This is a genomic window from Pseudoalteromonas sp. M8, from assembly GCF_018141365.1.
Taxonomy (GTDB): Bacteria; Pseudomonadota; Gammaproteobacteria; order Enterobacterales; family Alteromonadaceae; genus Pseudoalteromonas.
In genome coordinates this window covers 676016-692348 of sequence record NZ_CP047239.1, presented here as the reverse complement: position 1 = coordinate 692348, position 16333 = coordinate 676016, and the positions used below count along the sequence as shown (strand labels likewise).

Below are 16333 nucleotides of genomic sequence, written 5' to 3'. Positions count from 1 at the left end.
CAGGGCTGCTTGCTACTACGGGGCGTTTATTTATGAGACTGGTGATTATGTGTGGTCTGCGAGTGAGGAAAAATACCAATGCAGTTTGAAACCGAACGTTTGTCCATGAGACGTATGACAATGGACGACCTTGATGCAGTTTATAGCCATCGGAAAAATCCAAATACGTCAAAATATATTGGTGCGCCTGCCACGTTCGAGTCGGCAAAAGAGCGGCTAGTTCAAGCATGCCAGCCTTGGAAAGGTGGGGTCGATGAGCGTTTGATCCTTGCGATCGTTAAAAAGCCACAAGCTCAACTTATTGGTGAACTCGTTTTTAAATATGTAGATGCAGGAAAACGGGTCGGTGAGATTGGCTTCCGATTAGCTGAGGCCGAAATTGGCAAGGGTTATGGGGAAGAAGCCGCAACAGCACTAATAAAGGAGGCTTTTCAAAGTCTCTCTGTAGATACCATTCAGGCCATATGCGCTGTAGGCAATCAACAATCGCAGGGGTTGATGCTGAAGCTAGGGATGAAACGCAAAAACCGTCTAAATGCCTTTTTGGATATAGGCGGTGAAAAGCACGATATCTATATTTATCAATTAACTAAGGCCTGTTATCTGGAATTGTAAAGGGAACAAAATACAGTTACTGTAAAAGTGGTTGATAATCCTTTGTCCGTATTATGTTTATTTGAGGAATTAAAATGGAATTTAAACTTTTAGCGCATCACAAAGCATTCATCCCAACCATTGCCAAGTGGTATTTTGATGAGTGGGGAAGCATTGTTGAGGAGGCCTCTGTAGAGCGTTTTGAGCAAAAGCTTTTAGACTACCTTAACGACTCTAGTATTCCTTGTGTAATCGTCGCGCTGGGTGGCGACACAATCGCAGGAGTCGTGCAGCTTAAATTTCATGAAATGAGTATCTACACAGATAAAGAGCACTGGATTGGTGGCGTTTATGTGGATAAGCCCTATCGTGGAAATAAACTAGCGTCACGCTTAGTCAAAGAAGCAGAGCGATTAGCCTCAATGTTTGGTGTTACCACGTTATATTTACAAACAGAGCATCCAGAAGGTGGACTCTATCGAAAACTCGGCTGGCAACCGCTCGAAAACGTCAATTACCGAGGCGTTGATGTCGTGGTGATGAGTAAAGCTTTGCTTTAGCTTTATACTGTAGCATAGATGCAAATTATGGTGGGTGTCGGTGTTAGCCGTACAGATTTCTATGATAATTTAAGAGAGTCAGATAAAGTAGCCTGACTTAAACAAACTAGTCTCCGATGAACTCGGAGCGATTCAATTTAGTAGTGATTCGCATACGTAGCATTTTTACTAAACGTTGGTTTTAGTGATAAAGATGGTGTGCAGATAGCAGACACCCACCATAACATAGATGCAAATTTATGGTGGGTGTCTGTGTTAGCCAGTTCTTTTTGCGACATAACAGAAATAAAATAAGGAATTATTATGAAAAAACACCTGCTACTTCTTTCCTTGATCAGCTCATACAGCTACGCCACACCTCAATATATCGACCTAAAGGAAGATACATTTCTCGATGGACAGCTTGACGCCGGATATACAATGTCTAGCTCTGAACTACTGAGAGTACAAGATGACTTTGTGCTCAAATCTGATAACAGTGTGACAAAGGGTCATTATCTTCACAATGACAATATGATCGAGTTCACCACAACAGACGGTAATATCAAGAAGCACTATCTTGGCAGGTTCATGTCTAATGGGTTATATCAGGGGACCTGGTATAACAATAACCTTGAATCTGGCGACTTCCAGCTAATGTTGCAATCGACAACTGGCGTTGCTGATCAGTCTTGTGACGAAGTAAAAATAAAAGATCCAGCAGCGCAATCAGGGATTTACACTGTTGAGCTTACTCAAAATGGTATCCCAACTTCTGTAGCCGTTTATTGCAATATGGAAGTTGCTCAAGGTGGATGGACTCTGGTTAACACCCGTGAGAAGAATGGTGGAGCATCACACACTCGCACCCAGGAACTGACAGATCCGATAACTCAAAAAAACCACTATATTGATGTGGCTGTGTGGCAAGCACTAAAATCGAATGCCACGCAGATAATGATTACGGATGGAAACAACGACAATTATGTAATGTTTGATTTTGCCCAGTTGGATACTGCAAATTGCCAGGTGCTGGTAGACGATCTGGCAAACACGCCTGTTTTTCACTCGGAACCAGGTTGCACTTATACAGGTTCTGACTATACCTACCTAAGCAATCCAAATAACGGAACTTATTTCACAACCGTTACTATTTACAATCTCGATTTTAAACCTACAGAACGCAGTGGTAAATATGGTACGGCAACGAGCGGTAACATGTTCTATTCACCGGAAAATATTCAAATTTACGTAAGATAAACTATTTCCAGTTTTAAGTGTGGGCAGTGAAGATTGCCCGCACTTTCACCTTCAGATATTAGCATATGTTTAAGCCGTTCCCAAAAAATAAGTGACATGTATGGACGCTCTGTGTAGTGGTCAACTAGTTCCGGACAGTGAATTAAGTTTTTCTTCTGCTACTGCTGGAGCTTGCATATCGTTATGACTATGAGGCCTTCTCCAGTTGTAATAGTTCATCAAGTAAAAGCTAACGTCTTGTTCAGCTTCTTTAAATGAACTGTAGCCTGTACTTGGAAGCCATTCTGTTTTGAGACTTCTAAATAAACGCTCCATCGGGGCATGAAAATAGCAGACACCCACCATAACATAAATGCAAATTATGGTGGGTGTCTGTGTTAGCCCAACATTACATATAAAACTTCATTTGAAAGTTAATTATTTTTCTTAACTAAGGCAACATCCATACCTTATTTATCATCCAAAAAAACTTAAATAAACTTTTTCCAATCTGATTTTGGAATTATCAACTCAGTAATCTTACGCAATATATCCAGCTCTTCTTTAGTGTAGCCACTGTTTTTCTTAGAAGCAATTAAAGCCAAGCCATAAGTTCCAAAATGATAGAATCCGTCATTAATAAGGTTATAACTACATTTCAGAGCTTCCAAGTAGTTAGCCATTTTTACATTTACCCTTAACCTTTCACGTTCTCGCAAGGGGTTGTCTTGAAGCGTTCTGTTTATACGAGCGAGTTCGCTATTGATATCGTTCTCATATAACCTCACAACTCCATCTAAAGAAGCTAGTTCACTAAGCTGATAAACATTAATTTTCCCTTTATTATTTTTAACAAATATAGAAGCTGATTCTAAAACTTCATTTTCATACCCACACTCAACTAGAGAAATGGTACTTCTGAAATCAGTTTTTAATTCTTCAATTTGACTTCTATTTTTACTACAATAAAAAGACTTACCACTATAATTCTTAATTTTTTGACCATTATGTAATTTTGAGTAGCTTACAATTTTTTCCGCTTGATCTATGTAACCATTTGACGCATAGGTATTATAAATTTCTCTTAGATATTCATTCCCATTTAGAATGTTTTTTAAGGGTTCTGACCCAATTTTTCTTTTAGCGACTTTAAAAGCTGATGATAGCCTATCAAGACCTTTCTTGACTCTCCCTTGGGAAAAGTCTACTTGTGCCAAAGAGATCTCTATAAATTCTGTCTTATCAAAGATAAAATCTGATTTCCTTGTGTTTTCAGTAAGAAGCTCATAAGCACTTCTCATCATCGGCTCTTGTCCAAGCTTATAGAATTCAACAACATAATTATAGAAATCTAATTTTCCTTTTATAAGACCTCCCCTATCACTTTTTATAAATTCAAAAGGTGTATATGGACCACTAATTTCTAATGACTCTAACAAAAGAGAATTTAAGTATTTATCATTTAAATCATTAAAAAAGCTATAGTCATTTTCCATCCTATCAAAAATAGAACGAACAAGCCTATGTGCTTCTGATTCTAAACCTCGCTCCTTTAATGTTTCAGCAATTGAAAAAGTTAAACTCACTTCACTATGATTACTTGTGGATTTATTTACGATAGACATTGCCTTATCTAAGTAAATTTTAGACTCGATTTTAACATCCTCATCACTGACCAAAAGAAACAACTTTGTTAAAAGCTTTAAATCAACAACATCTTTGTAGTCTACATCAACAATTAGTTTAACTAAGTCTTCTGCACTATTTTCTGCTCTTGCTAGCTTTTCCAGACTATCGCCTACATTCGATATATGGGAATAAGAAGTACCAGATATTTTTCGACTTCCCGATGTAACTTCGAATGCAATTTGAGTGCTTGGGTATTTGGTTAGTAGCTCATCTAAAGCTGCCGCAGCTTTAGATTGCAATTCCAAGTACTGTGAATAACTTAAGTCTTTCTGCTTGATTTCACCCATATACTTAGAGGCTGAAACGTATAAAGCCCGAGCGTCATTTTCTTTATTTCCTGAGCAACCAGACACCACCAGCATAATGATGATCATAAAGATGAAAAATTGATATTTCATAGATTTCCTTGCCCCAATTTCTATTTAAATAGCTATAAAATCATATTGTGAACGGTTTTTATAGAACATTTATTACACCAAAGACTAGTTAACAAACTATATACAAAACCATTTGGATGATAAAGCTATTATTTTATCACTCATAAATCAGAGCTTCGCTACCTTGATATAGTGCTCTGCATCTAACTTCAGACCGACAATAGTCATAACGCAAGGGGTTGTGATGAGTGAAAAATGATAGGTAACGCCGGTGCTTCCCGCACCTACTCCACTCTCTCTAAGGTACAACACCAAAACAACAAGATAACCCAGTAGACTACACTTAGATCCAATGCTGGCAGACCGACGTAAATATAAATTAAATAATAATTAATGAACTTAGCATTGTTGATTCTCCTTTTGTAGAATTCACTCCTACCGTATAGAGAAAAACCCTTCGATAGTGCACTTTGGCAAGAGCGCATTTCTTTTAGGGATAAATTAAGAGCGTCATCAGATTTAAGAGCTGAGTACTGTGTGTTAAAGCAGAGGTTAGCACAAGAATACAAAGATGACCGCGAGCAATATACTCAACAAAAGTGGCCGTTTATTCAGAAAGTGTTGGCGTCATTTTATAGCTGATATCAATCCAGCCTATCGTGGCAACATGAAACGGCGATAATCGGACATTTTATAGTTTCTAACTTAGAGAATAAGTGCCCTTTCTGAAAGTATGATTGGTGGCAATTAAAGTAAGTTAAAGGCCAAGAAAAACCCAAGAGCCTTGGCTCTTGGGTTTTAGATCAAAGCAGCAATTAATTCGCTTTTGTCGCTTTATATTTGATAGTTACATTGTAATAAGGGAATAGGCCGCGCAGGCGGAAATTCCATTTACCTTCTGCAGGCTCATCAAATACACAGCTTTCTTCACTACCCCAAAGGTATGGACGACAGTCGTACTTGAAGAAGTTTGGCATTTTCTTATGGCGCACATATAGGTCTGCTTCGCCTTGACCTGTGATTGACACTTCTAGTTTATCAAAGCCCGCTGGTAGCTCGATTGAGCGATGTTGCCACCAGAACCAGCCTGCAAGGCCTGTAAACTCGCCTTCAATAATCGTCGGCTCTTTAGCAAGGTTAAGGTCGATTACCACTGGGTCATGATCCGATGCGCGATAAGCGTGTGCTGCATAAAGACTTGCTTTGTGAGTATCTGATTTGTACTCAGTGTTGTAATCTAGCGCGACGGGTTCATCCGCATTGATATGCCAATCCGTCACTGACTTTACTTTTTCCATCATCGTGTTTGAAGCAAAGGCGTGATCTAGGCTACCGATACGTCCTTGATACACGTATGAATAATCTAAGCTACTGCCATGAAGTGTTTGCTTGATGTTGGCATAACCATTCTCGACATAGGTGTTGATTGGATCTTCCTGAGCGTAAGCATTCATGTCACCCAGAATTATTACATCATCTTCTGCAACCCCTGTCGGATTTGTGCCAAGCCAAGTTGCTAGGGTATTAACCGCTGTGACTCGAGTTTGGTTCCAACAACCTTGACCATCATTTTGGTCTTGATCTAAGCCCTCAGCCTTTGAACAACTGCCTTTAGAGCGTAAGTGAGCCATTACCACAGTGAAGACTTCGTCGCCGTTTGCCTCTTTGAAAGTTTGTACGACAGGAGGGCGGTTACCGTAATCAAATGGTACGGCTTCGGTAAATGCTGGCGTGCCTACTTCAGCTACTTTGTTACTACGATAGATGATACCGGATGTGATTGCGTCCCCACCTACTTGATCAACATTTAGGTTTACAAATGCGTAAGTATTAGCAGAATCTGCCGCATTTAAAGCGTTAACGAGATCGGCAATCGCACTAAACTCACCGAAACCGTCGTTCTCCACTTCTAGCAGACCGATAATATCGGCATCGAGTGCCGAAATTGCAGCAACCGTTTTTGCTTTTTGGCGTTCAAACTCTTCTAGATTGTCAGCGCCTCGTGACGTTGGGAAACCTGCGCCTTGACCGTCACCATTGAAATAGTTTAATACGTTGAAGCTAGCAATACGTAAATCTCCACGCACTTCTACCTGAGGTGCTTCTGTACGTAGATTAGTATGAACAAAGTTTGGTGTTGTCGTTGGGTGAATACGGTATTGGCTATAACCATATCCCATTACACCCTCAAGGCCCGTCACAGAATCGCCCAGTCGCAAGGTGTTATAGGCATCAAGTGTGGGTGATGGGTAAGGAATAACCTCAGGGTTTTGTACTGATGAACCATCATCAAGTAAAATTTCTTTGCGCTTGTTCTCTGCTTCTAGCTGGTTTGCTGCATCACCAGGAGTTGCTACTTGAGTGCTTTGGTATAAACGTTCAGTACCTAAGCGTACTTCGCCGTAGCGTGCAAGTCCGTATGTATCGTTAACGACCAACTCATTTGAAATCGAAACCAACATGCCTTCGTAGGCTTCAAGACCATTCTCTGCAGGTAAAGTAACGGTAGTCGCTGAAGCCGTTGCAGAACCGCATAGCTCAATTGCGTCGACGTTAATAAGTTGAGTTTGACCATACTTCTCTTCAACTTTACCACGTAATTTAACCACATCTCCTGTGCTTACTGGAGTTGCGGTATATACGACAAAAATACCTTCGGAAGTATTATTATCAGCATCATAGTCAGTGCTTTCTTCTTGAAGGAAGAAGCCGCCAAGCCCTGCATCTGATTGTAGGCTTGCAGTGACAACAGCTTGAACTTCAACCGTTTCTCCAGCCAATGGACTTGCATCGCCTGCGCCCTGAATGGCACTTATCAAGGTATTATTTTCGCCACAAATAACTGGCTCTGGCTCAGGTACGTCACCGCCATTAATGTGGATACCTAGGTTGCTAAAATCGTCTTTAGCGAGTGCGAGCCATTGTCCAGCGCCAACAAATGCAGAAGTTGCATCGGTGCGGCCAGTTGTTATTGCAGGATCTCTGACAAGCGTTTTATCTTTTGTTCTAATATCGCCATCAATCCATTCACTACCTGGGTCGACACCAACCTGACCTAGGCTATCAACAACTGCACCATTGAGCGTAAGCGTCACGGCATCATCACCATTAAACCAGCTACTTGTGTTTGTTAACTGTGCTTTTGCGATGATCTCTGCTGCTGAGTCAGCATGAGCAATAACATAAGTTGATTTAGCCGCAAGTTCACCACTTAGTTCTATATTCGTGCGAGCTTCTGTTGCGCCATTAAAGAAAAAGTTGACTGAGTAACCAGTTAGATTGACAGCTTCATCACTACCATTGTAGAGCTCAACGGCTTTGTTATAACTGCTACCTTCAACATACTCAGAGATAATCACCTCTGCTTGTGCATTTAGGCAAGCTAATGCAATAGCTGAAGCTAGGATAGATTTTTTAATCATTTTTTATTTTCCCGTGTATTAGAATTATCCGAATTTTTATTCGGACGCAGTATTTTAAGCGCTATTGATGACAATTCAATTAAACTTCACGGTTTGTTTACATTGGTTTACGCTAAATTGTGTGTTGAAGGACAAAAGTCGTTGAATTTTATGCCATATTCAAACGTTGCCAGTGAGCAAGTGTGTGTATATTTCGTGATGCAACGGTTGCGCTATACTCAATTAGGGTCGGAGCAAACATTTATAGCAAAGTTGTCAGCCAACTTAGTTTGAAGGTAAAAGTGGGAGAGAGTGGACATGGCGATAAAAAGTTTAAGACAGTCATGCCTCCTGCTTATTGCCCTGTCGTGCACATCATCTGCAAATGATGCCATAGTGGGGGCGCATAATGTTTGGCCTCCCTATGTCATTGATGAAGATTCTGGTTTTACTGTAGATTTAGTTCGTGCGGCATTTAAGGCAGAGAATCAAGATTTTGAAATGCTTATTACGCCTTTCAGTCGTGCCATGCGAATGGTAGAAAAAGGGCAGGTCGATATTATCCCCGCATTATGGCGTTCGGACAGTCGCGATGAACGTTTTATTTTTAGCAAAGCTTATTATAGTAACCGGCTGGTACTTATTTCACGTACAGAATCTGAGATTAACTTTGAGCACTTGGAAGATCTAAAGGGGTTGAGTGTATGCGCTATTCGGGGTTTTCGTTCTGAAATTGCGCTCGCGCAGATTTCGCAAATTCGTTTAGAAAAGCTCACAAATTTGACCTCTTGTTTATCACTCCTTAATAAGCAGCGAGTAGAAGCCGTAGTAAGCGATGAGCTTGCCTTTGCCTATTTACGGAGTCAACACACTGAATTTCATCACCTTAAAGTACATCAATCGACCATTGCACAATGGCCTCTTCATATCGGTATTAGCAAATCCCATCCAAAAGCAATGGAAGTTATTGAATTGTTCGATAAAGGCCTTTTACTACTACAGACTAATGGTATTTATAAAGCGACACTTAAAAAGTATCAATTAGATGAGTGAGTAATCGACTCTATCGCCACAGTGCTTTATCGCAAAAAGAAAGGGGTAATGAAGTGCAACTTCATTACCCCTTTCTAGTGTGGTTTTTAACCTGTTCAGGTCGTTAACGTGTTATAGCTTGCCACCGACGAATTACTACAAATGCAAGGCTGAGCCAAATCAACCATACCGGCATACTACCACTATCACTCTTGTTCGTGACGGTATCAGTAGGTGCTTTGTTGACTGTAATATTCACACTACCTTGAACACTCGCTTCACCATCTGTGATTGTGTAGGTAACGGTTTCACTGCCAACAAACCCAGCATTTGACTGATAGGTTAAGCTGTAATCAGCATTAACTGCGACACTACCGTGCTGTGCCGTTGCCTCAGTTACTTGCAGCGTATCGCCATCGCTATCACTGTCGTTTGCTAGAACATTAATGGTAATTGGCTTTCCAGAAACAACTGTTGCAACATCGGAAACCGTTATGGGAGCCGTATTGGCAACTACAGTAATTACTACGCTCGCTCCTGCGGTTCCTCCATTACCATCGGTTATGGCGTAACTCAGCGTATCTACTCCGACATACCCCGTGTTTGGTGTATAGTACAGAGTATTATCTGGATTAATTTGTACATCGCCAAAGCTTGCTGAAGCATTTGCTACGGTGAGCATATCTCCATCAGCATCAGTGTCATTCGCTAAAACATCGATAGTAATATTAGTGTTCCACTTCATACTAATTGTATCGTCTAGCGCTACAGGCATCTGATTATTAGATAGCAGTACACCGACACCACCTGGATCCACAATACTACCGTTTGCTTCACCATCGTCATCATTGATACCACCATCTTCTATCTGAAGTTGCACACACCAATGTCCTTCTGTCAGGCCCTCAGACCAGCTTTCATCTCCTGGAGGAGGACAAATGCCAGACTCACCTTCCGCACTAAAGACGAGGTTATTTGCGTCTTCCACAAAGTTCACCCAAAGACCTGAGGACGCTTTAAACTTACGATATACAGCATCTCTTGGGATAGGTAGGCGCTGTGGCATCACTAGCTGATATACTTGACCTGCTTTCGGTAGCCCGTAAGCAATAAAGTCAAACAAGCCGCCAGTGATTTGTGCATCATCATCGTTACCTAGTTGTGAATTACCCTCGTCATCTGTCATCAGTAGGCCACCGGTTTCACCACTAGCAGTAAACTCGCCCTTACGTAAACAGACTCCAGGGTTACCTTCGACTAAGAAGCCGTCCTGTGTCACTACTTCCTGAGGCATAACATTACACTCGGTGATAGCGTCTTGGAAATCAGGGATCCCGTCTCCATCGTCATCGGCGTAACCCTCTTGACTATCTGGGATAAGATCGCCATCCGTATCTTCCGTATCAGATAACTGTTGCAATGACTGGGTCACTTGAATAAATACGCTCTCACTATCTTGCGCACTACTAGAGTCAGTTGCTGTATGCGTGATCTTGTATGTTCCCGCTTGCAGTTCTTGAGGGTTAAAGCTTAGTTGCAGTGTGTCCTCCGTATATTGATCGGAAGTCATACCTGTTACTTTCCATGCGTTCGTCACTGTGTCACCAGCATTTGGATCGGCCACCGTTGCAACGACAGATACAGTTCCTTCATCTTGGCTAACGGTTAATCGGCTCTGGTTATTCTGAGTCACAACTAGCGAGACATCCGGCGCAATATTTTGCTCGCTCACTGTAATAGTGGTTTCCCGTTTTGCACCAAGGTTAATACCGTTATTCAAGCTGACCGTGATCGTCTCATCGCCCTCAAACTCACCATCTGCAACTGTTTGAATTGAAATGTTGGCTTTCGTGCCCGAGCTTATCGTCACCGAACCGCTACTCAAGTCATGATCAACACCTGATATTGCACTACCTGTTACGGTATAATCGACAGTTACAGGATATTGCGGAGCAGGGCCATTTAGTAGCACTTGAATATCTACCTTACTGCCTTCAGCAATGGTTTTATCTTTACTCAACGACACTAGCGGATTCACTCTCAACAACTGTTGATCTGTTCCTAAGTTACCGTCTGCGTCTGTTGCTTGCCAGTAGACGTTATGCTCTCCTGGTGCAAATATGGTTTTACCTTCTGTAAGCGTAACGGGTAAAGGCTCACCGCTGCTATTAATTGCTGTCGCAGTACCTAGGTTTACCTTGGTAAATAGCCCTGTCGCATTAATCTCTAGATCTGCTGGGGCGGTGACAACAGGAGGTTCACCATTGACTGCACCACTTATTTCTAATAGTGCATTTGCTTTAGCTCGACCACCATGACCATCACGAATGGCGTAGTTCAAAGTCACAGAGCCTGCGAAGTTACTTGGCGCAGTGTACTGTAGTGTATTGCCAACCACACTTGCGCTACCTAAACTTGCCTTTACGCCTTCAATAATGAGGGTATCTCCATCAACATCCGTATCATTGTCTAACACATTCAGGGTGAATGTATTGTTGGCGCTACCATCAAGCTGGAAGTTATCGTTGTTGGCAATAGGCAAGTCATTTACAGCTGTGATAGTTAATGCAACGGTATAGCTATCACTTTGCAGTTCTCCATCGCTCACTGAATAGGTAAAGCTATCTTCCCCATTGAAATCAGCTTCTGGTTGATATACCCAGCCTGTAGCATTATTGGTTAATGATCCATTTGTCGGCTGACTACCAATTGTCAGCGTTAAGGTATCATCTTCAGCATCTTGTAATGTCGGCTGAATAGTCAAAGAGGTATCTTCTTTAACAGTGAGCGAAAGGTTTTCACCTGTTGGTGCCGTATTCTCTGCAACCACTTCAAGGTTAAATGCTGGTAAACTCGCATTGTCAGTACCGTCACTAACGCTGATTTGAATACCGCTAGTCGTACCAATATCTGTCTCTGACGGAGTACCAGATAGCTCACCGGTTGATGCTGAGAATAGAGCCCAGCTTGGCTTATTAGTGATCGTAAAGCTTAATGTGTCCTCATCTTCATCCGTTGCAGCAGGTACAAAGCTATAGTTTTCTCCCACAGTGACTTTCACGCCGGGTGTACCACTGATAGTTGGCAAGCGATTGATGTTTATTACCCTTATTATGAAGCTTAGGTCGTCACTTTCTGTACCATCGGTGACACTAATAGTGATGATGTGTTGTTCGCCACCATCGCTAAAGGAGGGAGTACCAGATAGTGTACCCGTTGTACTACTAAACGTTGCCCAATCAGGCGCATTGGTAATGCTAAAGGTAAGATTATCATTATCCTCATCGGAGGCACTCGGGGTAAAGCTATAACTTACTCCTTCATTTACCGTGGGAGCAGGTGTTCCACTTATTGTAGGAGCTCGATTCACATCGTTTACGGTGATAGAAAATGTCAGGTTTTGAGTGGCACTACCATCACTTACAGTAATAACTATACCGCTGTAGTTACCTGATTGATTGAAGTCAGGAGTTCCAGTTAATGCTCCAGTAGTTGAACTAAATGATGCCCAGATCGGCTTATTGGCAATAGAGAAGCTTAGGTTGTCATTATCAGGGTCACTTGCGGTTGGTGTGAAATTATAAGTACCGCCTTCAAGCACTGAAGTGGATGGAGAGCCACTAATTGAGGGTGAACGGTTCACATTTACAACATTAATATTAAAGTTCAGCGTTTGTGTTGCACTGCCATCGCTAACTGTTACTACAATACCGTTGTAGTCGCCAGCATCAGTAAAGCTTGGCGTGCCGCTCAAGGCTCCTGTACTGGTACTGAAAGTGGCCCAACTTGGTTTATTGGTGATACTGAAAGTAAGCGTATCTCCATCAGGATCAGAGGCTGTTGGAGTAAAGCTATAACTGCTATTTTCATCAACACTAGTCGCTGGTGTCCCACTAATACTTGGTGTGCGGTTCACGTTGACGACAGTAATATCAAAATTTAAGGTATCACTGGCTGTGCCATCACTCACTGTAATAACAATACCATTGTATGCACCTGCATCGGTATAACTAGGTGTTCCCGTTAAACTGCCGGTTGAGGTGCTAAAGGTTGCCCAGCTTGGTTTATTGGTGATGCTAAATGTTAAGGTGTCGTTATCTTCGTCGGTTGCGGTAGGCGTAAAACTATATGCAACGTTTTCGTTGACGGTCGCCGCTGGAGTACCGCTGATAACCGGTGCTTTATTTAACTCAACAATAAAGCTAAATGTTTGATTGGTAATTGCGGTAACACCGTCTTCCAAGCCATCCTCTAGTGAAAAGACAAAACTGTCACTCGCATTTTGAGAGTCGTCGTGGGCATAAAATAAGTTGCCATTTTCAATATCAGCTTGTGTGAACGTACCATTGCTGCCGAGCGCTTCACCACTGTCTAAGCTGTCATTACTGTTGGCATCAACAAAGAGGCTTCCGTGACTTGGCAAGGTAGTTACTGTGTACGTTAAACCTGTACCACTGTCATCAACATCGCTTGCAGACAGAGCTGAACTCGTGATGTTTATTGTTGTACCACCATCTAAGGTTAAACCCGTGTTAGTTGCGACAACGGGCGCATCATTGACGTTTGTAACCGTAATGGTAAAGCATTGCTCGCTGGTTTCAGTACCGTCGGAAACAATTAAACAAATATAGTGATCGCCAACATCGTCATTGCTAGGCGTACCCGTCAACGTCGTCTCTGCCGGTGATATTTTTCGAATTCGATGGTTGCCGGTATCTGCAACATAAACGATGCCATTGCTGTCTACTGCAATACCAAAGGGTTGGCTGAAGCGTGCCACACTCGCTAAACCATCTGTACTTCCTGAGACTCCGGCACTTCCTGCAAAAGTGGTTACTACGCCTGCACTGGTTATCTTGCGAATAGTGTGGCCCGTTTGCTCGGATACATAAAGGTTATCGGCGCTGTCTAGTGCGATATCGTATGGCTTATTAAAGCTTGCTTGTGTTCCTGTACCATTAGCCGAACCCGCCGATCCCGTTCCTGCAAAAGTGGTTACAACACTTGCCGAGGTGACTTTACGAATAGCGTGATTGTTGCGGTCCGCTATAAATAGGTCGTTGTTGCTACTACTACCGCCATTATAGGGGAAGTTGAATTTTGCCGATGTTCCTGTTGCATCAGTAAACCCAGAAGACCCTTTACTACCCGCAAACGTGGTCACGACGCCTGCAGGGGTTATTTTACGAACGATATGAGGGTTCGTTTCTACGACAAATAGATTTCCGTTGCTGTCAATCGTGATACCTGTTGGTGCAGCAAAAGTGGCTGCTGTGCCGGTTCCGTCCGTGCTGCCAGGTGAACCACTACCTGCAAAGGTGGTTACGACTCCTGCCGGAGTAATCTTACGGATTTTATTGTTTGAAGAATCTGCAACATAAACATTGCCAGAAGCGTCAACCGTTACGGCTTTGGGAAAGTTAAATGAAGCAGCACTACCAGTGCCTTCATCAGAGCCTGCGGTTCCAGAACCTGCTAGTGTAGTGACAACGCCCTCAGGTGTAATTTTACGGATCACATGGTTACTGTAATCGGCAACATACACATTGTTGTTACTGTCGGTTGCAACGTCATAAGGAGATTTAAATGAGGCGGCAGTCCCAGTTCCATCGGCATAACCAGAGCTTTGACCTGCAAGTGTAGACACCGTTGCTTCTGTGCTTGTATTTAAGCTTAGCCAACTTGGAAGCGGGGTGCTAGCCGAGACAGAAACGGTGACATCATCTTTGTCAGGGTCGCTGGTGGCTATTGAATATTTGTACACTGAATCCTCAGTTGATGCAGTGACCGCTGTGGAAGTAAAGGTTGGCTTATCGTTGACTGCCGTGACGTTCACGGTGCTGGTTGCTGCATCACCATCAACGGTACCATCATTCGGCGTAACCGTGAGCGTCATTGCTGCTGTGTTGTCGGTTTCCGTGGTGATATTTAGCTTAGTCGTCACATCGAGATAGCTATTAAGCGCAGCCGCTGACCCACTTAATGTCATACTTGCAGTGCCACTTCCCGCCACTGTGACGCTGCTCACTGTGCCATTACCATCGGTGCTTGCGATGGTGCCACTGTCCAGAGCCAAGGTAACCGTTAAGTTGTCATCTTCGTTATCAGCTAAGACGACCGCTGATAGATCAACCGTTGTTGCGACATCTTCTGTCACAGTAAAGCTTGCTGGTAAGTTACTAATTGTAGGTGCGGTATTGGAAATATTGGCATCTAAATAGGCTGATTCATGCCATGCGACACAAATTAAATTCAGTGCGTTGTTACAGGGCACACTGCCTATTAAGGTATACCAACTGCCATTTTGGTTGGCAACACCTTTGACAGTATTAGAAGGTGAGGTTCCGCCCGAACAGTTATTCGCAGCGTTAAAAGTGCCTCCCGAATCGGAGAAACTCCAAAAATACTTAACGTTGCCCGAATTTTCTAGCATGTCGGACGCATTACTATTGAGGGCGCTAAGTGTGCCGTTGACAAAGTCATCCCAATTGGCGTCAGCAAGCTTAGTGCCTCCGCTATTAAAAACATTAACACTAGGTAGGCTGTAATTAGTGTCAAGGCTGGCGATGTCATCGGATGCAGAGAATGAAATTACAGCATGTGCTCTAACCGGTCCATTACTTACTGCTGTTGAAGCAGAACTATCAATAATATTGTTTAGACGGTTATGCTTGCGTAGAAATTTACTTTTGCATAGGGCATCTGCTGTGGTTCTTGCTTCTGCAGCCGTTGCTCCAAAGTAGCCATTGCCCAGCTCGCTGGTCTGATCTGCGTAATCAAATACAATGAGTTTATCAGAGGCTGGTAGCTCAGTGCCGTTACTAACGTAGTAGGCTTCGAACACTTCAGGTCTTATCGAGTTACTCGCAGGCAATAACGCAACGACGCCGTTGTAGCTGGCAAGGTCACCTCCAGAGAGCGTAACATGGTAAATTGAGCTGTTACCTGAGTCGACGGTGACTTGTGTGATTGATGCGGTTGTTTTACTACCTGTATCAATAGTTGTGTCGTTATTGGTGTCTTTTTCATCGCCCAGAATCGTAAAGTCACTGGCGGTTGGCGCAACGGTATGTGCGTTAACAAAGGTGACTTTAAAGACTAATTCATCTGCATTGGTAGTTTCGTCAGTTGGTGTGAGCCTTTCGACTTTTTGCCAATTTTCGAGTGCAAATGCGGATGAGGTTAAGGCGAAAAATATACTGCCAGCTATGCAGCTGCTAGAGACAATCTTACGAACACGGCTTAAAAGTGAGCGCTGTGTAATCATAATGACCCCTGAGTGGTTCAGTTACTAGGTTGATAACATTTATAGAACTGCTTCGGATGACATCTCTGTGGGTTTTTTATACAAAGATGTCATTTGAGTGTAGTTGATGTTTTGAAGCTTGGAATGACTCTTATAAAAATTCGTAACCTAAAACAGAAACTTAGGGAAATTCTTGTTTTATTTGTAACAATAGCT

8 protein-coding genes and 1 pseudogene are annotated in these 16333 nt (G+C 42.6%); 5 read left to right on the top strand and 4 right to left on the bottom strand.

All coding sequences use genetic code 11. The features are described from left to right. The first annotated feature begins 78 nt into the window (after positions 1-78). The 3 genes from GSF13_RS02740 (at position 79) to GSF13_RS02730 (ending at position 2393) form a co-directional block, all read left to right on the top strand. Positions 79-615 carry a GNAT family protein gene (locus tag GSF13_RS02740; RefSeq protein ID WP_211865036.1) on the top strand — a complete coding sequence of 179 codons (537 nt, stop codon included), beginning with the start codon at positions 79-81 and terminating at the stop codon, positions 613-615. A gap of 74 nt (positions 616-689) precedes the next feature. After that, a complete protein-coding gene (locus GSF13_RS02735; protein ID WP_211865034.1) occupies positions 690-1154 on the top strand; it encodes a GNAT family N-acetyltransferase in 465 nt (154 codons plus the stop codon). A 303-nt stretch (positions 1155-1457) separates the two neighbouring features. Next, the gene (locus GSF13_RS02730; RefSeq protein WP_211865033.1) at positions 1458-2393 is read left to right on the top strand and encodes a fibrinogen-like YCDxxxxGGGW domain-containing protein; all 936 of its coding nucleotides are present in this window, start codon (positions 1458-1460) and stop codon (positions 2391-2393) included. 120 nt (positions 2394-2513) lie between these two features. Here the strand turns inward: GSF13_RS02730 and GSF13_RS02725 are convergent. Then, a pseudogene (locus GSF13_RS02725) lies at positions 2514-2726 on the bottom strand (integrase core domain-containing protein); the annotation flags it as partial. A gap of 137 nt (positions 2727-2863) precedes the next feature. Then, positions 2864-4459, bottom strand: a complete 1596-nt coding sequence (locus tag GSF13_RS02720) for a hypothetical protein (RefSeq protein ID WP_211865029.1) — start codon at positions 4457-4459, stop codon at positions 2864-2866. Between the two features lie 462 nt (positions 4460-4921). On the opposite strand from GSF13_RS02720, the gene GSF13_RS02715 reads away from it, so the two are divergent. Continuing rightward, positions 4922-5080 (top strand): GrpB family protein, encoded by a 159-nt coding sequence (locus GSF13_RS02715; RefSeq protein ID WP_249122670.1) that lies wholly within the window; start codon positions 4922-4924, stop codon positions 5078-5080. 173 nt (positions 5081-5253) lie between these two features. On the opposite strand, the gene GSF13_RS02710 is transcribed toward GSF13_RS02715, so the two are convergent. Continuing rightward, the gene (locus GSF13_RS02710; protein WP_206473089.1) at positions 5254-7860 is read right to left on the bottom strand and encodes an ExeM/NucH family extracellular endonuclease; all 2607 of its coding nucleotides are present in this window, start codon (positions 7858-7860) and stop codon (positions 5254-5256) included. 297 nt (positions 7861-8157) lie between these two features. Between GSF13_RS02710 and GSF13_RS02705 the strand changes: the two genes are divergently transcribed. Further along, a complete protein-coding gene (locus GSF13_RS02705; RefSeq protein ID WP_211865027.1) occupies positions 8158-8892 on the top strand; it encodes a transporter substrate-binding domain-containing protein in 735 nt (244 codons plus the stop codon). Between the two features lie 103 nt (positions 8893-8995). On the opposite strand, the gene GSF13_RS02700 is transcribed toward GSF13_RS02705, so the two are convergent. Continuing rightward, complete coding sequence (locus tag GSF13_RS02700) at positions 8996-16138, bottom strand: Ig-like domain-containing protein (RefSeq protein ID WP_211865026.1); 7143 nt, start codon at positions 16136-16138, stop codon at positions 8996-8998. Positions 16139-16333 lie beyond the last annotated feature (195 nt).